16 protein-coding genes are annotated in these 20,012 nt (G+C 70.1%); 7 read left to right on the forward strand and 9 right to left on the reverse strand.

Annotated elements, in window-relative coordinates:
- Window positions 1-444: 444 nt before the first annotated feature.
- The 5 genes from C1A38_RS11400 (at window position 445) to C1A38_RS11420 (ending at window position 8,152) form a co-directional block, all read left to right on the forward strand.
- On the forward strand, window positions 445-3,519 hold the full coding sequence (locus C1A38_RS11400; protein WP_102657817.1) for a DEAD/DEAH box helicase: 3,075 nt from the start codon (window positions 445-447) through the stop codon (window positions 3,517-3,519).
- Window positions 3,520-3,726: 207 nt separating this feature from the next.
- A complete protein-coding gene (locus C1A38_RS11405; protein WP_043719779.1) occupies window positions 3,727-4,413 on the forward strand; it encodes a lytic polysaccharide monooxygenase auxiliary activity family 9 protein in 687 nt (228 codons plus the stop codon).
- A 230-nt stretch (window positions 4,414-4,643) separates the two neighbouring features.
- On the forward strand, window positions 4,644-6,860 hold the full coding sequence (locus tag C1A38_RS11410; protein WP_233196771.1) for a choice-of-anchor J domain-containing protein: 2,217 nt from the start codon (window positions 4,644-4,646) through the stop codon (window positions 6,858-6,860).
- A 151-nt stretch (window positions 6,861-7,011) separates the two neighbouring features.
- On the forward strand, window positions 7,012-7,365 hold the full coding sequence (locus tag C1A38_RS11415) for a nitroreductase/quinone reductase family protein (RefSeq protein ID WP_102657819.1): 354 nt from the start codon (window positions 7,012-7,014) through the stop codon (window positions 7,363-7,365).
- A 52-nt stretch (window positions 7,366-7,417) separates the two neighbouring features.
- Window positions 7,418-8,152: a DivIVA domain-containing protein gene (locus C1A38_RS11420; protein ID WP_102657820.1), complete on the forward strand. Its 735-nt coding sequence runs from the start codon at window positions 7,418-7,420 to the stop codon at window positions 8,150-8,152.
- A 79-nt stretch (window positions 8,153-8,231) separates the two neighbouring features.
- On the opposite strand, the gene C1A38_RS11425 is transcribed toward C1A38_RS11420, so the two are convergent.
- Complete coding sequence (locus C1A38_RS11425; RefSeq protein ID WP_102657821.1) at window positions 8,232-9,455, reverse strand: multidrug effflux MFS transporter; 1,224 nt, start codon at window positions 9,453-9,455, stop codon at window positions 8,232-8,234.
- A 54-nt stretch (window positions 9,456-9,509) separates the two neighbouring features.
- On the opposite strand from C1A38_RS11425, the gene C1A38_RS11430 reads away from it, so the two are divergent.
- Complete coding sequence (locus C1A38_RS11430; RefSeq protein WP_102657822.1) at window positions 9,510-9,953, forward strand: MarR family winged helix-turn-helix transcriptional regulator; 444 nt, start codon at window positions 9,510-9,512, stop codon at window positions 9,951-9,953.
- Window positions 9,954-10,037: 84 nt separating this feature from the next.
- Here the strand turns inward: C1A38_RS11430 and C1A38_RS11435 are convergent, their stop codons facing one another.
- The 3 genes from C1A38_RS11435 to C1A38_RS11445 all read right to left on the reverse strand — a co-directional run bounded on the left by C1A38_RS11435 (window position 10,038) and on the right by C1A38_RS11445 (window position 13,041).
- Complete coding sequence (locus C1A38_RS11435; protein ID WP_102657823.1) at window positions 10,038-10,418, reverse strand: YciI family protein; 381 nt, start codon at window positions 10,416-10,418, stop codon at window positions 10,038-10,040.
- A 110-nt stretch (window positions 10,419-10,528) separates the two neighbouring features.
- On the reverse strand, window positions 10,529-11,803 hold the full coding sequence (locus tag C1A38_RS11440) for an RNA polymerase sigma factor (protein ID WP_102657824.1): 1,275 nt from the start codon (window positions 11,801-11,803) through the stop codon (window positions 10,529-10,531).
- Window positions 11,804-11,877: 74 nt separating this feature from the next.
- Complete coding sequence (locus tag C1A38_RS11445; RefSeq protein ID WP_102657825.1) at window positions 11,878-13,041, reverse strand: hypothetical protein; 1,164 nt, start codon at window positions 13,039-13,041, stop codon at window positions 11,878-11,880.
- Window positions 13,042-13,340: 299 nt separating this feature from the next.
- Here C1A38_RS11445 and C1A38_RS11450 point away from each other — a divergent pair, with 299 nt between their 5' ends.
- Complete coding sequence (locus C1A38_RS11450; protein WP_102657826.1) at window positions 13,341-13,538, forward strand: hypothetical protein; 198 nt, start codon at window positions 13,341-13,343, stop codon at window positions 13,536-13,538.
- A 63-nt stretch (window positions 13,539-13,601) separates the two neighbouring features.
- Here C1A38_RS11450 and C1A38_RS11455 read toward each other — a convergent pair whose 3' ends face one another.
- The 5 genes from C1A38_RS11455 to C1A38_RS11475 form a co-directional block, all read right to left on the reverse strand.
- On the reverse strand, window positions 13,602-13,886 hold the full coding sequence (locus tag C1A38_RS11455; protein WP_102657827.1) for a putative quinol monooxygenase: 285 nt from the start codon (window positions 13,884-13,886) through the stop codon (window positions 13,602-13,604).
- 93 nt (window positions 13,887-13,979) lie between these two features.
- Window positions 13,980-14,738, reverse strand: a complete 759-nt coding sequence (locus tag C1A38_RS11460) for a MerR family transcriptional regulator (RefSeq protein WP_102657828.1) — start codon at window positions 14,736-14,738, stop codon at window positions 13,980-13,982.
- Between the two features lie 39 nt (window positions 14,739-14,777).
- Complete coding sequence (locus C1A38_RS11465; RefSeq protein WP_199180177.1) at window positions 14,778-17,102, reverse strand: putative bifunctional diguanylate cyclase/phosphodiesterase; 2,325 nt, start codon at window positions 17,100-17,102, stop codon at window positions 14,778-14,780.
- A gap of 214 nt (window positions 17,103-17,316) precedes the next feature.
- Window positions 17,317-18,846: a hypothetical protein gene (locus C1A38_RS11470; RefSeq protein WP_102657829.1), complete on the reverse strand. Its 1,530-nt coding sequence runs from the start codon at window positions 18,844-18,846 to the stop codon at window positions 17,317-17,319.
- Window positions 18,843-19,982 (reverse strand): hypothetical protein, encoded by a 1,140-nt coding sequence (locus C1A38_RS11475; RefSeq protein ID WP_102657830.1) that lies wholly within the window; start codon window positions 19,980-19,982, stop codon window positions 18,843-18,845. The genes C1A38_RS11470 and C1A38_RS11475 overlap by 4 nt, the downstream gene beginning before the upstream one ends.
- Window positions 19,983-20,012: the final 30 nt, after the last annotated feature.

The raw sequence follows: 20,012 nt of genomic DNA on the forward strand, positions 1-20,012 counted from the left end.
GTAAGCCGGGTCAGACAACAACTACGCGGGGAGATCAGCACCACCCTCCGGCAGCCGTCAGACAGGCCAGAAAGCCGCGCAAAGGCCAGTCGCTACGTCCCTTGACGGCAACCGACAGGCTCATGCCCACGAGTCGACCTCACCTCCCCACAAGGTGCGCCGCGGACATTACCGGCAGGGGCCCCACGAGCGGGACCCCTGGGTGTTCACCCGATCAGTCGGTCTTCACTGGCCTATTTGAGCTGTCAACTACCTGCAAGTTGCCATTACCCATCGACGATGACTGACCATAAACGCATGATCTGTGCAGGTCAGGACTGGTTCTGCGAACGAAGAACTCGTCGACTTGGGCCTCAACTCGGCACCAATACGGCCCACGCCTGTCGTAGATCCGACAGAAGCAGCGAGCTCAGTAACTCGTTGTTGGCAGGCTAAGTTGCCCACGTGACGGATCTTGACCGAGGTGTCTACGAGCACATCGTCACGGGCGACCTGGCCGGTCGGCTCCAGCGCATCGACCCTGGACTGATCCAGTACGCGAACCTCGACCCGGCTGATGCCCCGAACACCCTCGCCCGTCACATCGCCACCCTGGCTAACCGCGCCCTGCACGCCGTTGCCGACGTTGACGACAAGCTCGACCGCCAGGTCGAGTTGGCCAATCTCATCGCCGACACCATCGCCGCTCTGAGCCCGCAGGCCGCCACCATCGACGACCAGGTAACCGACGCAAGGCGCTTACTGCGGGCCATCGCCGCACCGCCAACCCTTCCAGCCGCACCGACGTTCCCGCCACGACCCACCACTCCGCTCTCCAGCGGTGCCCTGTTGGTTAATGGTCGCCACCAGCCGCGCATCGGCCACGAGGTCACACACGAGATGGCCTCGGCTGACCAGGTGGACCTGCTCTGCGCGTTCATCAAATGGCACGGCCTTCGCCTCATCGAGCCCGCCATTCAAGAGCTGACCGCTCGCGGCGGCCGCCTCCGCGTCATCACCACCACCTACATGGGTGCCACCGACCAACGGGCCCTCGACCGGCTCGCCGAGTTGGGCGCCGACATCAAGGTCTCCTACGAGACCAGGACCACCCGCCTGCACGCCAAGGCATGGCTGTTCCGCCGCAACAACGGCATGACCACTGCCTACGTCGGTTCCTCGAACCTGTCGAAGTCCGCGCTGGTCGATGGCGTCGAGTGGAACGTCCGGATCTCGAACGTCGAGCAGCCGCACGTCATCGACACGTTCACCGCCACCTTCGAGGACTACTGGAACGACCCTGCGTTCGAGGCGTACGACCCGGCGAAGGATGGCGAGCGGCTGGGGTATGCGCTGCGGGGCGAGCGCGCCGGCGAGGCCCCGACCGAAATCGCCAACCTGGACGTACGGCCGTACCCGTACCAGGCGGAGGTCCTGGCCGACCTGGATGCCGAGCGGCGCGTGCACGGCCGCTGGCGCAACCTCGTCGTCATGGCCACCGGCACCGGCAAGACCGTAGTGGCCGCGCTGGACTATCGCCGGCTCCACAAGGCCGGGGACGTCGACTCGCTGCTGTTTGTTGCGCACCAGGAGCAGATCCTGAGGCAGAGCCGGTCGACCTTCCGGCAGGTCATGGGGGACGGCAGCTTCGGCGAGACGTTGGTCGCCGGGGACAAGCCGAAGCAGTGGCAGCATGTGTTCGCCTCGATCCAGTCGCTACACCGGCAGGAGATCGACCCCGAGCAGTTCGACATGGTGATCGTGGACGAGTTCCACCACGCCGAGGCCAAGACGTACGCCCGGCTGTTGGAGCGGCTGCGGCCACGCGTACTCCTCGGCTTGACGGCGACCCCCGACCGAGCCGACGGCCGCGACGTGCGGCGGTGGTTCGACGGGCATGCGGCCGTAGAGCTGCACCTACGGGAGGCGCTTGACCGTCAGTTGTTGGCGCCCTTCCACTACTTCGGCCTGCACGATGACGTGGACCTGTCACATCTTCAGTGGAAGCGCGGGCAGGGTTACGACCGATCGGAATTGGAGAACCTCTACACCGGCAACCAGGCGCGGGCGCGGCTGGTGCTACGGGCTGCCCAGAGGCTCGTTGACGTGGGGCGGATGCGGGCGCTTGGGTTCTGCGTGAGCATCGGGCACGCCGAGTTCATGGCTGACTGGTTCACCCAGCGGGGCGTATCGGCGGCGGCCGTGACGTCGGAGGTCAGCCGACCGGAGCAACGCGACCTGATCCGGGACTTCAAGGCCGGCAAGCTGCGCGTGCTCTTCACCGTCGACCTGTTCAACGAGGGCGTCGACCTGCCGATGGTCGACACGATCTTCCTGCTCCGGCCCACCGAGAGCGCCACGATCTTCCTTCAGCAGCTCGGCCGTGGCCTGCGCCTGGACGACGACAAGCCCTGCCTGACCGTGCTCGACTTCATCGGCGCGCAGCACGCCAACTTCCGGTTCGACCTCCGCTGGCGGGCGCTGACCGGGGTCAGCCGCCGCCAGGTGCACGGCGCGGTGCAGCAGGACTTCCCGATGCTGCCGAGTGGGTGCCACATCGAGCTGGACCGGGTCGCCAAGGAGGTGGTGCTCCGCAATCTGGAGCGGGCGGTCCCGTCCTCGAAGAACAGCATGGTGGCTGAGCTGCGGCAACTCGGTGACGTGACGCTGGCCGAATTCCTGCGGGACACCGGCCTGGAGGTGGGCGACGTGTACCGGTCGGCGACGCTGGGCGGCTGGACCGGACTACGTCGGCTCGCCGGGGTGGAAACCTCGAAACCGGGGGCGTACGACCGGGAGTTGGGGCGGGCGATCGGCCGGATGCTGCACACCGACGACCTTGACAGGTTGGCGTTGTGGGAGCAGGTGGTGGCCGGGGAGCCCGTGGCCGATGGGCGACTGCTGGACATGCTGCACTTCAGCCTGTGGGGGCCAAACGTGCCGCTATCGCAGCGAGACGAACGGCTGGCGCGGCTGCGGGCTGAGCCAGCTCGGTGCGTCGAACTGCGCCAAGTCGCGGAGGTGCTACGAGAGCAGATCCACCGGGTTACCGAGCCGGTCGGGCTTAATCAGGTGCCGCTGCGGGTGCACGCCCGCTACAGCCGCAACGAAGCCTGCGCGGCTTTCGGCATGCCGAACCCTGGGTCGCTGCGAGAGGGCGTGAAGTGGTTGGAGTCCGAGCAGGCGGACATCTTCTTCGTCACCCTGGTCAAGTCCGAGCAGCACTACTCCCCCACGACCATGTACGCCGACCGGGCGATCACCGACACGCTGTTCCAGTGGGAGTCACAGAGCACTACCTCGTCGGCATCGGCGACCGGACAGCGGTACATCCACCACGTCGAACGTGGCTCGACGGTGCATCTCTTCGTCCGCGAAACCAGGGTGGCCGACCGTGACCTGGGCGCACCGGCCTACCTGTACGCCGGACCGATGACCTATCAGGAGCACAGCGGTGACCGCCCGATGCGCATCATCTGGCGGCTACAACACCCACTTCCCGCCGACATGTACGCCGCCGCCCGCGCCATCGCCGCCTGACGGTCCACCACACCTCCACGGCCGCGCCCGCAGCGACGACCGAGGCGCACCTTCCCATGCAGATGAGGGCAGATCAGCACCGTGGCGACTAGCCGGATCAAATCCTCGCCAGCCCAACATCAATAGACGATCGTTGCCAAATCGGGCTATGAGTGGCAGACTCGCGGAAGCGCTCCCATCGACGTCCATGGATGTCTAGAACGGAGGATGCAAGTGCGATCACTCGAGTCCGAACAGTCCGGCCAGCGATCCCGGTCCGCTGCTCGCCGGCCCGCACGAGCGCTCGTCCTGCTGCTCGCCCTGGTGGTGGGGATGCTGCCCTGGGCCGGTACGGCCCAGGCCCACGGCACCATCGTCAACCCGGCCTCTCGTGCGTACCAGTGTTGGAAGACCTGGGGCAACAACCACATGAGCCCGCAGATGCAGCAGCAGGACCCGATGTGTTGGCAGGCGTTCCAGGCCAACCCGGACACCATGTGGAACTGGATGAGCGCGTTGCGCGACGGCCTCGGCGGGCAGTTCCAGGCCCGTACTCCTGACGGCCAGTTGTGCAGCAACGCCCTGTCCCGCAACAACAGCCTGAATCGTCCCGGGGCGTGGAAGACCACGAACATCAGCCGTAACTTCACCGTCCAACTGCACGACCAGGCGAGCCACGGTGCTGACTACTTCCGGGTCTACGTGAGCAAGCAGGGATTCAACCCCGCTACCCAGCAACTCGGGTGGGGAAACCTCGACTTCATCACGCAGACCGGGCGCTACGCACCGGCGCAGAACATCTCGTTCAACGTCTCGACCTCCGGCTACACCGGACACCACATTCTCTTCGTCATCTGGCAGGCATCGCACCTCGACCAGGCGTACATGTGGTGCAGTGACGTGAACTTCGTCTGATCCACAGATGCCGATACATTCGGCGCGCCGCCGGCCCGGGACCTTGGCCTCCTGGGCCGGCGGCGTTTTCTGCGGTAGCCGATTCCGGCGGACCCGGGCGGGGCCCTCTTGCCTGATCGATGTGCATGTGTTGAGGTCACGGAGATGCTCAATCAGCGTGCGTAGATCCACTTAATGCCTGGTCGACTGTGACAGGACCTGGGCGGATCTTCCATCGATGAGGAGGTTCCATGGCACGTCGCCGCTTTGCGGGGATAGCAGCAAGCGCCATTGTCCTACCGTTTATCTATGTCGTCGCCGCACCGGCGACCGCGTCGGCCGCTCCCGGCCCGCAGGTGGCGCCCAGCGCCGCGGACACCGGCGGGCTCGTCAGTGACATCCGCGAGTTGACCCGCAAGGACTTCACCTTCAACGGTAAGAAGGTCGAGGTGCCGACCCAGTACCAGCCGAAGGCGCAGTCGCGCCGGACGCAGGCCGCGGCCGAGACCCCGCCGGTCGGGACCGTACGCAACTGGTTGGCCCTCGACGACTACCAGGGTGTCATCTACCTGAAGCCGTACACCCTGCGTGGGGTGGGCGACAACATCGAGGTGTGGGTAGCCAACGACACCGAGTTCCCGGAGGGCGACTGCCGTCAGCAGATCCCCAACTCGACGGTGATCACCGATGCCCAGGTCAACCGCCTGATCAGCGAGTTCGACACGAACATGTACCCGAAGTCGATCGCGGCGTTCAGCACCCCGCCGGAGCGCGACGGCACCAACGCGGAGTTGGCCGGTGACTTCACCGGGGCCGGCAACCGTACGGTCACCCTCGTCGACAACGTCCGGGACGACAACTTCTATGACTTCCCGGCCGCCGCCAGCTACATCGCCGGGTTCCACTTCTCGCTCTTCGACGAGCTGCTCGACCGCAACATCATGACGGTGGACGCTTTCGACTGGGCGCACCGCACCGGCGAGAACCCGCCGAACGAGCCCACGGACGACGTGTGCACCTCCCGGCCGGCCCGGCCGAACCTCTACGAGGGCGTCTTCGTCCACGAGTGGCAGCACCTGGCGCACTACCACGCCGACCCCTTCGAGTCGGTGTGGCTGAACGAGGGACTGGCGGACTTCGCCCAGACGCTCGCCGGCTATGTGGACGCCCGGGCCCGGATCGACCAGCCCGGCACGGACAGCCACATCTACTGCTTCCAGGGCTTCGGTACGGTCCAGACGCCGTACAACACCAACCCACGTGACTGTGGTGGCCCGGAGAACTCGATAAACCTGTGGAACGAGGGCAGCAGCGGCAGTGGGGTGCTGGCCGACTACGGCAACGCGTACTCGTTGATGCTCTTCCTCTACGACCGCTACGGCCTGGACTTCATCTCCCGGCTGCACCAGGACGGCGACCTGCAGGGGTTGGCCAGCCTGAAGGCGGCGCTCGCCGACGAGGGCGCCAAGGACATGTACAAGGTGCTGCACGACTACCAGACGATGAACCTGGTGGACCGGGTCGTGGGCAACTCGAAGCTGGGCATCATGCTCGGTGTCGACAAGCGGCGGGTCACCACGGACAGCCTGAACGCCACGGTCAACCTGGACAACCCGGCCTCCTACGCGACTCCGGGAGCGGCTCCCAACGGTGCCGACTACGTCCAGTTGCGCAAGGCGAACGGCAAGCCGCTGGGTCGGGGCGACCTGCGCTCGATCAAGTTCCAGGGCGCGAAGTCGCTACCGGCGATCCCGCTGGCCTGGACGACGGTGAGCAACGACCCGGATCGTCCGGGCAACTCGGTGATCTGGTCCGGCAACGGCAACAGCACCGACGCCGCCGCCGTCGCCCCGGTCACCGTACCGGCCGCCAACCCGACGCTGACCTTCCTCGCGAAGTACGGCGCCGAGGTCGGCTACGACTACGGCTACGTCAGCGTCTCCACCGACGGCGGCAAGTCGTACACGCCGATCGCCGGTGACAAGACGGTGAGTGGTCCGCTGGGCCCGGCGCTCAACGGCACCACGAGCGGGTTCGAGCCGCACTCGTTCGACCTGTCGGCGTACGCCGGTCAGCAGATCCTGCTCAGCTTCCGGTACGTCAGCGACGGCGGGGTCAACGAAGGTGGCCTGCTGATCGACGACATCACCGTGGGCGGCACGCTGGTCAGCGACGGGTCGAGCCTGGCGCCGTTCGACTCGCCGTCGGAGATCTACCCGACGCCGGTGGCGAACTGGAACGTCCGGTTCGTCGGCCTCGACGAGAAGAACAAGATCGCTTACCAGTACGAGGTGAACGGCAAGTCGAGCTTCACCCTCGGTACGCTCCCGACGCTGGCCCTGCTGACCTTCCCGAAGGTGGTCGCGATCGTCGCGTACGACGAGCCGACCGAGCAGGTCACCCAGTACGCGCCGTACAAGCTGACGGTGAACAACGTGGTCCAGCCCGGCGGCGGCCCGCTGAGCTGATCCATCCGACGAGGAACGCCCGGTACCGCGACCAGCGGTGCCGGGCGTTTCCTTTCCGGGGACCGGGGGCCGAACCGGCGGCGCGCACCTCGCGCGCTGCCTACCCTGACGGGCGAGGGCATCGTCGCAGGGCAAGCTGCCGGAGGACACCATGACAAACGCGATCGGTGAGGCACTGTCGGGCGTACAGGAGGTCGAGCTGACCGTGACCGGCCGCAGGAGCGGACGGCAGATCGCCCGCCCGGTGTGGTTCGTGCAGGACGACGACAACGTCTTCCTGATGCCGCTGACCGGCTCGGACACCCAGTGGTACAAGAACGTCCAGCAGACCCCGATGGTGCAGTTGGCGGTCGACGGCACCTCGTTGAGTTCCAGCGCCACCCCCATCACCGACACCCGGCAGGTCGAGAACATCGTGGCCATGTTCCGCGACAAGTACGGCCCCGACCAGGTCGAGTCCTACTACCCTAAGCACGACGTGGCGGTGCAGGTCCCCCTCGGCTGAGGCTGGGCAGGGATACTGGTGGCCGGCGGTGGCCGGCGATCGGGGGCCTGCGATGGATGTGAGACAGAAGCGGGCTCCGCTGCTGCTGGCTGGCGTGTTGTTCCTCTTCGGCTTGTCGGTACTGGTGCTGGCCGATGAGCCGAGCCTGCTCGCCGTCGTCGGCGGCGTGTTGTTTGTGGCGTTCAACGGGTGGCGGTTGGTCACCGCCGTGGTCCGGCCGTTCCGGTTCCGGATCGACGCCGACGGGCTGGACGTACGGGTCGCCGGGCTGCGCCGCACGCTCGCCTGGCACGAGATCGACGCGATCGTCCTGTGCCGGCCGGCGGCCACCGGCCCGGCACCGTGGTTGCTGCTGGTGCCGGCGGGCGGTGTCCTCGATCGTCCGCTCACCGAGCCCAGCCCCGTCGACGGTCGCAAGGGCCTGCTCCTGCTCGATCTGGGCACCGTACGGCAGTCGGTCGACGAGGTCACGGCTGCCCTGATCCGCTTCGGCGGTGGCCGGTTCGTCGATGGTCGCCAGCACCGCCGACCGGCGTCCGAGCCGCCGTCGTTCACCACCTCGCTGCGCGGCTACGACAGGCGTCAGATCGACGAGTTGGTCGGGCAGGGCCTGGAGGCGTTCGCCTCAGGCGTGCCGGCGCAACGCTCCGCGGTCCGGGCGCGGATCGACTCGGCCCGCACCGACCTCGCCGTCAGTCTGCGCGGGTACGACATCGCCGAGGTCGACGCCTATCTGGATCGCCTGTCGGCCGACCTGGCCGACGAGCCGGGGCCGCGAGCCGGCTGAGCCTGGCCTGCGGAGCAAAGCGCCGGCGGAGCAAAGCGCCGGCGGAGCAAAGCGCCGGCGGAGCAAAGCGCCGGCGGAGTCAGCGGCGGCGGGCCAGGGTGAGCACCACCAGCAGTGATCCGGCGGCCGCACCGGCGATCACCAGGGCCATCGGCAGGGCGCTGCCCTCCCCGCCGATGCCGACCAACGGCGCGGCGCCGGCGGCGACCACGGCCTGGATGCCGCCGAGCAGTGCGGCGGCCGTCCCCGCGTGGGCACCGTGTCGGTCCAGGGCCAGGGCGGTGCCGTTGGGCATCACCATGCCGAGCGAGCCGAGGAACACCAACATCGCGACGATGACCAGGGGCAGAGCCTCCAGCAGCGCCCCGGCGATCAGGCCGAGCGCGGCGAGCAGCCCGAGGCCGAGGGCGGTGATCAACAGTTGGCGGGGGCCGTGCCGGTCGAGCAGTCGGGCGTTGAGTTGGCCGACGGCGACGAAGGCCAGGGAGTTGACGCCGAAGATGAGGCTGTACATCCCGACGGAGAGGCCGAAGACGTCCTGCAGGACGAACGAGGAGCCGGAGAGGTAGCCGAGCAGTCCGGCGAAGGCGAGGCCCTGGGTCAGCGTGTAGCCGAGGTAGATGCGGTCGGTGATCAGCACGCGGGCGATGCGGGCGATCGAGAGCAGGCCGCCGGTGTTGCGCCGCGCGACGGGCAACGTCTCGGGCAGCCGCCAGGTGACGACGGTCGCGAGCAGGGCACCGATGACGGTGAGGGCGACGAAGATGACCCGCCAGTCGCCGAAGTTGAGCAGCAGGCTGCCGAACGCGGGGGCGATCATCGGGGCGAGGCCGAAGATCAGGGTGAGTCGGGAGAAGTACTTCGCGGCGGCGCGACCGGCGTAGAGGTCACGCACGATGGCGCGGGCGACGACCGTGCCCATGCCGCCGGCGAAGCCCTGGAAGAAGCGGGCCGCGGCGAAGGTCTCCGCCGACGGCGCGAGCGTGCAGAGCAGCGACAACAGGGTGTACGCGGCCAACCCGACGATCACCTGCCGACGCCGTCCCCAGCGGTCGCTGAGTGGACCGGTGACGAGTTGGCCGACGGCCACGCCGATCAGGCAGGTGGTCAGGGAGAGCTGGATGCGCGCCTGGCTGGCGGACAGGTCGCGGGTCATGTCGGGCAGCGCCGGCAGGTAGGTGTCCAGCGACAGCGGCCCGATCGCGGTGAGGCAGCCGAGCAGCACCAGCAGCCCGATGGCGGCCCGGCCGGTCGGTACGGCGACTCGGTCCGGCGCGGTCGGGGGCGTGGCGGTCTGCGGCATGGCGGCTACGATAGCTCTGCCTACAGAGGCATTTGATCCGGACGGGGGCGCATTGTGACGGAGGAAACCCTCGCCGAGCTCGGCGCGGCCCTGGGTGACCTGCACCGGGTGCTGCGGCGTACGGCCAGCCAACGGACGGGTCGGGTGGCCCTGCCGGACGCTCAGGTGGAGGTGCTGCGTCTGGTGCAGCGGCAGCCCGGCATCAGCGTCCGGGAGGCCGCCGAGCGCCTCGGCACCGCACCGAACACGGTGAGCACCCTGGTCGGTGAGCTGACCTCGGCGGGCCTGCTGAGCCGGGAGCGGGACCCGGGTGACCGGCGTACCGTCCGGTTGGAGTTGACCGACGCGGCGCGGGACCGGACGGCCGCCTACGGCCAGCACCGCAGCGAACTGCTCGCCGCCGCCCTGGCCCAGTTGGACGCCGCAGATCGGGAACGGCTGCTCGCCGCCGCACCGGCGCTGTCCCGGCTGGCCGACCAGCTCGCCCAGCAACGCTGACCCGTCGACAAAGGGCCGAGCGGCCGGTGACGAGCGGGACCGGCCCGGCCGACGCGCGGCCGAGCCGGTCCGGTCCCACGGCGGTCAGGCCGACGGAGTCAGGTCCTCCCACTCGGCGACCCGGCGGACGTCGACCTCGACGTCGATGTCGGCGGCGATGAAGATGTCGGTGAACTTCTGCGCCCAGTGCATCGCCTCGGCCTTGTCCCGGACCTGCAACAGCGCGAACCCGGCGATCAGCTCCTTGGTCTCGGCGAACGGCCCGTCGGTCACCGTCGACTTGCCCCCGGTGACGGTGATCCGGCCGGCGTCCACACTGCTCGGCCGCAGTCCTTCACCGGCGAGCAGCACACCCGCCTGGTTCGCTTCGCCCATGAAGGCGCCCATCCGGGCGATGAAGGCCTCGTCGGGCTGCCACAGCTCGGGCCTGGTGTCGTCGAGCTTGTGCATGACCATGAAACGCATCGATGTCGTTCCTCTCCTGTTGGGCCGGCCGGTCAGACCGGCTGTCACTGACGCGTCGGGCGACCCGACCGGGATTCGACATCGCGGCGGGATTTTCCCAGAAGGTTTTCTCAGTGCCGCGGCGGCATCCCGGCGGCGCAGTCGGCGGCCCGGTCGCGCAGCAGCGCCTGTTCCCGGGCGTTGCCTGTCAACTCGGCCGCGCGGGTGAACTCGGCGGCGGCCTCGTCGTAGCGGCCGAGCTTGGCCAGCAGGTCACCGAGCACCGCGGGCAGCAGGTGGTAGCGGGCCAACGCCGGTTCGTCGGCCAGCGGACGGGCCACCGCCAGGCCGGCCGCCGGCCCTTCGGCGAAGGAGACCGCCACCGCCCGGTTCAGCTCCACCACCGGCGACGGCGCGACCCGTGCCAGCTCGGTGTAGCTGGCCGCGATCCGCGCCCAGTCCGTCTCCTCGGCGGTACGCGCCCGCGCGTGACAGGCCGCGATCTCCGCCTGGAGGGTGTACGGGCCGGCCTGCTCACTGCTGGTCCGGGCCCGCTCCAGCGCCGCCAGGCCCCGGCGGATCAGCAGGTGGTCCCAGCGTCGCCGATCCTGTTCCAGGAGCAGGACCGGTTCCCCTGCCGCGTCGATGCGCGCCGCGGTCCGGGATGCCTGGATCTCCAGCAGCGCGGCCAGCCCGTGCACCTCGGCTTCGTCCGGCATCAGCGTCTGCAGCATCCGGGCCAGCCGCAGCGCGTCCTCGCAGAGCGCCGGGCGCATCCAGTCCTGCCCGGCGGTCGCCGCGTACCCCTCGTTGAAGATGAGATAGGTGACCTCCAGGACGCTGGCCAGCCGCTGCGGGCGTTCGGCCGCACCGGGCACCTCGAACGGCACCCCGGCCTCGGCGAGCGTCTTCTTCGCCCGGGTGATCCGCTGTGCCATGGTGGCCTCCGGCACCAGGAACGCCCGGGCGATCTCCTCGGTCTTCAGGCCGCCGACCATCCGCAGGGTCAGCGCGGCGCGGGCCTGCGGGGTCAGCACCGGATGACAGGCAGTGAAGATCAACCGGAGCAGGTCGTCGTCGATGGTGTCCTCGAAGGCCGCGTCGAAGTCCGGGGTGAACGCCTCCCCGCCGAGGTCACGGCCGAGTTCGGCGACCTTGCGGTCGCGTACCTGCCGGTGACGCAGGCCGTCGATGGCCCGCCGCTTGCCCACCGCGGTCAGCCACGCCCCCGGATTTGTCGGTACGCCGTCACGCGGCCACTGCTCCAGTGCGGCGACCAGCGCGTCCTGGGCCAGTTCCTCGGCCCAGGAGACGTCGCGCACCAGCCCCGCCAGGGCGGCGATCACCCGCCCGGACTCGATCCGCCACACCGCGTCGATGGTGCGGTTGACCTCGGCAACTCCCATTGGCGCATCAGACCAAACCGGTCCGCCCCGGGCAACCACCGCCGTGGGTCGGCGCCCGGCGTCGCGTCAGGCAGTCAGTGCCACACGGTACGGCGTACGCCGCCGTGCAGTCCGCACGCCCGCGGGCTGCCACCGGCCAGACTGATCTTGCCGTTCGCGCACTGCACCAGGTAGCCGCGCCCCTCCCAGAACCCCGGCACGCAGTCGAAGTGCTCGCACACCTGCGGGTCGGGCTCTCGGATCCGCTCACCGGAGCAGAAGTCGTACCCCATCGGGTTGGTCGGGGCGCCGCACCGCCGCTCGGGGGTGGGGCTGCTCCGATCCGCCTTCGGCGAGCCGCTGGCCCGAGGGGCCTTGGGTCCGGTGACCCGCAGTGCCTTCGGGGAGCCGCTGGCGCGGGGTGCCTTGGGCGCGACGGTGGCGGCGACCGGTGCCGGGGTGGCGGCGACCGCCGTCTCCCGGCCGGTCGGATCCGACGGGCCGGAGTTCGCCAACGCCAGCGGCACCAGTACGGCCAGGGCAGCCGCGACGACCGCGGTCCGCCGACCGCCGGGCAGCAGCGCCACCAGCCGGGCCTGTGCCGGCGTGGCGATGCCGGGCCGGGACGGGCGCGCCCTGGTGTGCTCGGCGATCAGCTCGTCGAGTTGGGCGATGACCGCGTCACGCTGCTCGATGGCGTCGGCGAAGGCCAGGGTGAGCAGGAACCGGAACTCGGCCGCCGCGTCGGCGGGCACCAGCACCCCGGAGGTACGCCGCCGGTCGAGCACCTGGATCAGGGAGACGGGCGCCCGCGGGTCGTGGGCCAGGCCGGTGATCCGCCCGTACGCCCAGTCCCGTCGACCGCGTCCACCGAGCAGCACGAGCCGCCGGTTGGTGATCACCGCCATGCCGGCGTCGGTGACCCGTACGCCGTCGGGTAGGCGACGGTGCAGCCGGCCGTGCTCCACGCCGACTGTCAACTCGGGGGCGGGCAGTACGGCGGTGTGCCGTACGTCCACCAGTTGGGCCGCCGGCACCACCCGGAGCACGATCTCGTCGGGGCCCAGTTCGAGCAGCAGACCCTCGCCGGCCGCGGCGGAGCCGTGGCACTGCTCGGCGAGCGTACGCAGTCGGCGCAGTTCGTCGTCGCGTCGCCGCCAGGCCCCCTCGGCGCTGCGGAACAGCCGCAGCCGGCGCTCGTTCTGCCGGCGCGCCCACCGGTACCGCCATGTCGAACCCGTCGAATCAGTCCTCGCCACGCCGACTCCTTCGCCGCGCATGCCACCAACCGCAGGCCATTCAGAGGGGTGTCACAGTGATTAACGGCACAAGGCGGCACCATGGACACGGCCGACACCGGGCGAACTACCCGATCGGTGGACCAATACGGACGAGTTGGTGGTTTTGCTGCGGCCGTCCCGCGTGCCGACACCACCTCACCGGACCGGTGAGCGACGGTCAGGTGTGACGCATCCAGCAGCGCTGACGCCAATCAATTCAGACGAGTTGACGGGACCGACATCGAGGCTGACGGGATGATGACGAACGGGGCCACGAGATGAGCAGCCCGACCCGCCAGATCGACCGGGACACCGCCGACCTGCTCCTCGACGGCGACCCGGTCGCCCTCAACCGGGTCGGACGGCTCGCCGCCACGCTGCGTGCGCTGCGCGGGCCGGCCCGCCCCGGCGAACTGGCCGGGGAACCGGCGGCGGTGGCCGCGTTCCTGGCCCGCCTGGCCCGACGCCCGCGGTAGCGTCGTCGTACGGCAGGCATCGGGGTGATCGACCGCGACCGGCGTGCGACCGCCGGGGCGGGGTCAGGGGGACTCGACCGCGCTGATCCGGAACTTGTGCACCTCGGCGCCGACCAGAGCCACCTGCTGTTCCGGCTCGGGACCGGAACCGCGGAAGTCCAACAACTGCTCCTCGGACTCCCACCGCTCGTAGACGTTGATCCGGCCCGGCTCGACCAGGTCGGCGCTGATGGCGAAGTCCACACAGCCGGGCGCCGACCTGGCCTGCCGGACGATCTCGGCGCAGGTGGCCAGGTAGTCGTCCCGCTCGGCCGGATCCACATAGAGCGTGCCGGCGACTATCAACACGAATGACCTCCGCAGATCAGGACATGACCCCGTCAGTCATACTCCCCCGCACCGACAGTTCCCGCCCGTCGAACCACCGACGCGCGGAGCCTGTCACGCCCGGGTGATCGCGTTGGCGTGGATCGCCTCGTGCAGGTACTGGCCCAGCCCCGGCGCCATCGCCTCGTAGTGGGCCAGGAACCGCTCGTCGGCCAGGTACATGTCGGCCAGCCCGGTGTGGATCTCGTACGAGCACTCGTAGAACCACCGGCTGATGTGCTGCCGGTGCTCCTCGGCCAGCTCCATCGCCGCCGGCCCGTCCGCCGGGGCACCCGAGGCCATCAGCGCGACGATCCGCTGTCCCCAGTCGTCGGTCTCGCCCTTGATCCGCAGCCAGTCGTCCTTCGAGTAGCTCGACGCGCGCCGGTTCGACTCCCGGTACGCGTCGGTGCCACCCCAACGCTGCTCCGCCTCCTCGGCGTACGCCTCCGGCTCGAAGTCACCGAACACCTCGAAGCGCTCCTGCGGGGTGAGTGGGATGTTCAACTTGTTCGCCTCCATCGCAAACTCGATCGCCGTGACCATCTCCTGCAACCGCTTGATCCGTACCGTCAGCAGTTCGTGCTGGCGGCGCAGATGCGCATCCCGGTCACCGGCCGGGTCGTCGAGGATCTCGGCGATCTGTTCCAGCGGGAACCCCAGCTCGCGGTAGTACCGGACCAGTTGCAGCCGCTCCAGGTCCGCGTCGCTGTAACGGCGGTAGCCGGCGCCGGTGCGCCCGCTGGGCGACAGCAGCCCGATCTGGTCGTAGTGGTGCAGCGCCCGCACGGTCACCCCGGCGAGCCTGGCCACCTGGCCGACGGTGTACGCCATGGTTCCCTCCCTTCCGGGAAACCACGGTCCCGCCTGCCGTTACGTGAGGGTCAAGCCCGATTCTGCGACATCGGACACCGTCGCGGGCGCGGAGCCGGCCAGCACGGTACGCAACTCGTCCAGGGCGGCGGGCCGCCCGTACCGGTAGCCCTGCCCCTGCACGCAGCCGATCGCGGCGACCGCGTCGTGCTGCCGCTCGGTCTCCACCCCCTCGGCCACCACACCCAGGCCGTACGCCCCGGCCAGCCGGGTCACCATCTCCACCGTCGCGTACGCCCGGGTGTCCTCGGAGAGCCGGGCCACGAACGACCGGTCGATCTTCAGCTCGGTGGCCGGGATCCGGTGCAGATAGCTCAGCGAGGAGTAGCCGGTGCCGAAGTCGTCGATGGCGATCCGGATGCCCAGCTCACGGAGTTGACCCAGCCTGTCGATCACCGCGTCGCTGCCCTCGATCAACGCCGACTCGGTGAGCTCAAGGGTCAGCGCACGCGGCGCCAGCCCGGCCCCGGCGGTGGCCTCGGTGACCGTGGCGATCAGATCCGGCCGCTGCAGGTGCGCCGCCGCGATGTTCACCGCGACCGTGGCCGACGGGACCTGGGCCTGCCAGGTGGCCGCGGCCCGACACGCCTCGTGGATCACCCACCTGTCGATCGGCAGGATCAACCCGGTCTCCTCGGCCAGCGGCAGGAAGCACGCCGGGCTGAGCATGCCCAGCCGGGGATGCCGCCACCGCACCAGCGCCTCGGCGCTGCGTACCGTGCCGGTGGACAGGTCCACGATCGGCTGGAACTCCAGGTGCAACTGCTGCTCGTCGACCGCCCGCCGCAGGTCGGCGATCAACTCCGCCCGGCCGACCGCGGACTCCCGCAGGGCCGGCGTGCAGCGCCGGTACGCCGACTTGCCGGCCGCCTTCGCCGCGTACATCGCGATGTCGGCGTCGCGCAGCAGATCCGTGTAGGTGACGTGTTGTGGTCCGTACTCGGCGATGCCGATGCTCGCCGACGGGTGAACCCCGACGACCTCCTCGCCGACCGACGGGTGCAGCGACGCCAGCAGCCGCTCCGCCAGCCGCTCCGGCGCGGCGGTACGCCCGGTGACCAGTACGGCGAACTCGTCGCCACCGATCCGGGCGATCATGCCGTCGTCGGCGACCGCGCGACGCATCCGCCGCGACAGACCGGTCAGCAGGGTGTCGCCGGTGCTGTGCCCGAACCGGTCGTTCACCTGTTTGAAGCCGTCCAGGTCGAGCAGCAGGACGGCGACCGGCTGGGCCCCGCCGAGGGCGCTGCGCAGCCGGCGGGTGAACGCCAGCCGGTTCGGCAGCCCGGTGAGCTGGTCGACGTAGGCGAGGTGCCGCAGCCGCGCCACCAGGCGCAGGTTCTCGTTCGCCGCCAGGATCTGCCGCAACGCCAGCGCCGCCAACAACCCCAGCAACGCCAGGAAGACCGGCAGCGGGCTGTGCCCGGAGGCGTCCCGGGCCAGCAGCGCCGCCGCGATCACCCCGCCCACCGGCAGGTACGGCAGCGCCACCCGCCACCACGGCGGCAGCGGCACCTCAGCGACGTCGTCGCCGCGCTGACAGTGCTGCGGTGGAGCGAGCCGGGTCGCCACGCCGATCAGCAGGTAGCTCAGCGGCCACAGCACGTCGATCAGGGTGCCGGACTGATAGGTGCCGGCAGCCGCCATCGACACGTACATCGAGTCGGCCACCACACGAATGGTCAGGCTCACGCCGAGCAACGCCAGCGGACGCCACACCGGCCGGCCCGGCCCGATGACCAGGATCAGGACGGTCAACTGCATCAGGTCGAGCAGCGGGTAGAGCAGGCCGGCATAGCGCAGCGGCTCGTTGAGGTCCGCCAGCGCGACGTTACGAAACAGCAGCAGCCAGCCGATCGGCATCAACGTCAGCGCGACGATCACCCCGTCGAGCACGGCCCGGGCGCGCCCCAGCGAGGTGCGGGGCGCGGTCAGCGCACACAGCAACGCGCCGGTCCCGGTGAGCAGACTCGCCGTGAAGATCAACCCGATCGGCAGGGTGTGCGGCAGTTCCTGACCCGCGAGCCGCTGCGACGTCCACAGGGCACGGCCGGCGAGGGCGAGCAGCATGGTGGTGGCGAGCAGGAGCCAGAACCGGCGCAGGGGCCGGGGATGCCGGCGGGCCACCCCCACACAGGCCACCGCCGCCCAGCCCGCCACGGTGATCGCACCGAGGTCGCTGACCAGGGCCGACTGCGGCAGTTCGAGGGCCAACCAGACGGTCTCGACGGCCACTACCGCGCTGGCGGCGTACACACCTGCCCGGCCGACCCGGGTCTGCCCGGCCGGCCGCACGGTGGCCTGTTCGATGTCCTTTCGCGACACAGCGATCGCTCTGGCTTTCTCTCGTTCGCGCACCCTCGACGGCGAAGACCGATCCCGGCAAACCCGGAAAGACTAGCCACGCGATCGACCGCACCGCCAGATCCAGCCGGACGGAGTCCGCAACCCGACGGCCAGACCAAGCCATCCACATCCATCAGCAGCCGGCCAGCCGGCCACAAAGGACACACTGCGCGACGAACACGCGACCCAGTGTCTAGGTCCACTCCTCGTCGGGCACCGGTGCCGCACCTTCGCCGGCCGGCAACGGATCGACGGGCACGCCGGCGGCGGGCGGACCGCCGTGGGTCCACGGGGTCTCCTCGACCGCCGGGAAGCTTCCCGCCGGCACGTACGCCTCGCTGAGCGTCGTGTAGCACAGCCGCTCCCCCACCTCGGGCACGCTGCCCGGTGCGGCGGTCAGCCCCCGACCCATCCCCCCGGAGAGCTCCACCACCACCTCGGTCTTGCCGTCGGCCACCGGCGTCACGAAGACCACCCGCGCCTTCTGCGCCGGCCGGGCCGGACTGGACAGAACCGCGCCCACCGGCACCAGCACCGGGTCGGTGGTCACCAGCTGGATCCGTGGACGCAGCACCGGCCGCCGGCCACTGTCGTCGATACGTGCCGCATCGGCCAACACCACCTCGCCGACGAACGCCTCGCCGGTCAGCCGGTACTCGGCCATCACCAGCGGATCGTCGTAGGCGCGTTGCACCGCGTACAGGTCGGCGGCCCGCTCCAGCCGGTGCAGCCGGGCGGCGGCGGCCACCGCACCGTCGCGGCGTGGCTGGGGCGCACCGTCGGCGTCGACATGATCGGCGTACGCGGTGAAGGCGTCCCGGTCACCGTCCCAGCGGCCGGCCACCCGGGCGCCGGGCGGCAGCGCCCGCAACAACCCCACGCCGCGCCACATCAGCTCCCAGGTGGGCGTCAGCTGATCGCGCAGCAACTTCTCCAGCTCCGCGTACGCCTCACCCCGAGCCACCTCGTCCGACTCGGCGGCAGCGTACGCCTCGATGGCCGGGGCGAGCCGCTCGTTGTCGAAGCTCGGGTCGGTCGCCGGGCCGGCCGGCGGACACCTCTGCGGGTCCTCGGCCCAGGCCGCCGTCTCGGCGCCGCTGCGACCGGCCGGCGGCGCGATCCAGCCGAGCAGTGCCGGCAGATGCAGGTCCTCCACCGCGCTCTGCCCGGTAGCCCAGTGCAGACTCAACGCCTGCGTCATCGCCACCAACGCCGACGAGCCCGGATGCTCAGCCCGCTCGGCGAAGAAGGTCAGCCACCGGCCCAGCAACGGCACCTGCGGCGGCACCGGATAATCGCCGTCGATCCGCCGGAACCGGGTGGCCCGGCCCAACAGCCGCAGGAACGTCACCCCGGCCGGATTCGGCACCAGCAGCTGCGGGGCATCGAGGTAGCGGTACCGCACGTCCCGCCCCCGGTCGACCGGAACCGCCTCGTTCGCCCCACGATGGGCGTCCACATAGGGCAGCACGGTGGCCGCCAGTTCGGCGACGAACGCGAACCGCTGGTCCCGGTTACGTGGCTGCGGCACGATCAGCAGCCGCGCCTCGCCCGGTGCCGCGCCGACCATCGCCGCCAACGGCGCGTTCGCCTCACCCGCCATGGCCAACGGCACCAGCACCAACGGCCGCCGGGACAGATGCAGGTGCCGGACGGTGGCCACCGGTTGGGCCACCCCGGCAGCCACCGCCTGCGCTGCCGCCAGCGCCCGCAGCGTACTCACGCCGCCCCGCTGAGGGCCTCGGCGCGCAGGCGGGCAGCGGTACGCAACAGCGCCGCCGCCTCGGCCCGCTGCGGATCGGCGACCGGCTCACCGGCGGCGAGCGCCAGCACCTCGGCCACCCTGTCGATGCCACCCAGCGCCTCACGGACCGGCCGACCCAGCGCGGCCGTGTGCCCGCCCGCCTCCTGCCGACAGAAGTACGCCAACTCGCAGCTGGCCAGGCAGTCCGGGGCGTAGCGGGCCGGCACCTGCGACAGGGACGCCACCAACGTCGCCGGCTCCGCCGCCGGGTCGGCGGTGAAATCGGCAGGTACGCCGGCCAGCAGCTCGTCGAGCTGCGCCATCCGGTCCAGTTGCCGGCGTACCACCAGCAACTGCTTCCGCACGTCCAGCAGGTGAGCCACCGGCCGGTTGGTGAAATCGCGCGGGCAGATCAGCACCACCTCGTGCGACACCAGATCCGGATCGAGTCCTCGCATGGCGAACAGGTCCCGCAGCGCCAACACGTACACCGCCGACTGGACCGCCGCGGCGGCCAGCTTGGCCGCATCGGCCTGCCCGTCGACCACCGGAAACGACTTGATCTCGACCACGTGGAACCGGCCGCCCAGCCGCGCGGTCACCAGATCCGGCTCCAGATGCACCCGCCGCCCGGCAACCTCCAACCCGAGCAGCGGATGATCGAACAACGCCGCACCCTGATCCACCTCGTGGGGACTCCCCGCGTGGCCGGGGTCGGTCGGCTCGTGGGCCGTGACTGCGGCGGTGAGCAGCGCGGCCGAGCGTTCCACCCGGCCGGTCAACTCGTCCCCGTCACCCAGGTCGGTCCAGCTCGCCACCGCCGGCACCGGGACACCCAGCCGATCGGCAACCAGGCGCAGCAGTTCGGCACCGCCGTCCGCCTTCACCTGCGCCTCGAACGTGTTGCCCCGGGTGATGGCGAATCGGGACTGCCCGAACCTGGCGGGAAACCCGACCCGCTCGGCCAGCGACGGCTTGTCCACCCCCGCACCGTCCAGGACGGCTCGGCGTGTGCAACCCGGGTTACCGGTCAACGCCGCGATCGTCCGCGCGTTGTGCCGCCGCGGCGGCAGCCCACCCCGAATCTCCGCCAGCCGCTGCTCGCTACTCGTCACGACACGCCACCATAGCCCCCACCCCCACCC

The organism is Verrucosispora sp. ts21 (assembly GCF_002879555.1).
Lineage (GTDB): Bacteria > Actinomycetota > Actinomycetes > Mycobacteriales > Micromonosporaceae > Micromonospora > Micromonospora gifhornensis.

What these genes read in the sequence shown, in the direction of transcription:
- C1A38_RS11405 (WP_043719779.1), top strand. Translation starts at nt 3,727, where the DNA reads ATGCAAGTGCGATCACTCGAGTCCGAACAGTCCGGCCAGCGATCCCGG.
- C1A38_RS11410 (WP_233196771.1), top strand. Translation starts at nt 4,644, where the DNA reads ATGGCACGTCGCCGCTTTGCGGGGATAGCAGCAAGCGCCATTGTCCTA.
- C1A38_RS11415 (WP_102657819.1), top strand. Translation starts at nt 7,012, where the DNA reads ATGACAAACGCGATCGGTGAGGCACTGTCGGGCGTACAGGAGGTCGAG.
- C1A38_RS11420 (WP_102657820.1), top strand. Translation starts at nt 7,418, where the DNA reads ATGGATGTGAGACAGAAGCGGGCTCCGCTGCTGCTGGCTGGCGTGTTG.
- C1A38_RS11425 (WP_102657821.1), bottom strand. Translation starts at nt 9,455, where the DNA reads ATGCCGCAGACCGCCACGCCCCCGACCGCGCCGGACCGAGTCGCCGTA.
- C1A38_RS11435 (WP_102657823.1), bottom strand. Translation starts at nt 10,418, where the DNA reads ATGCGTTTCATGGTCATGCACAAGCTCGACGACACCAGGCCCGAGCTG.
- C1A38_RS11440 (WP_102657824.1), bottom strand. Translation starts at nt 11,803, where the DNA reads ATGGGAGTTGCCGAGGTCAACCGCACCATCGACGCGGTGTGGCGGATC.
- C1A38_RS11450 (WP_102657826.1), top strand. Translation starts at nt 13,341, where the DNA reads ATGAGCAGCCCGACCCGCCAGATCGACCGGGACACCGCCGACCTGCTC.
- C1A38_RS11460 (WP_102657828.1), bottom strand. Translation starts at nt 14,738, where the DNA reads ATGGCGTACACCGTCGGCCAGGTGGCCAGGCTCGCCGGGGTGACCGTG.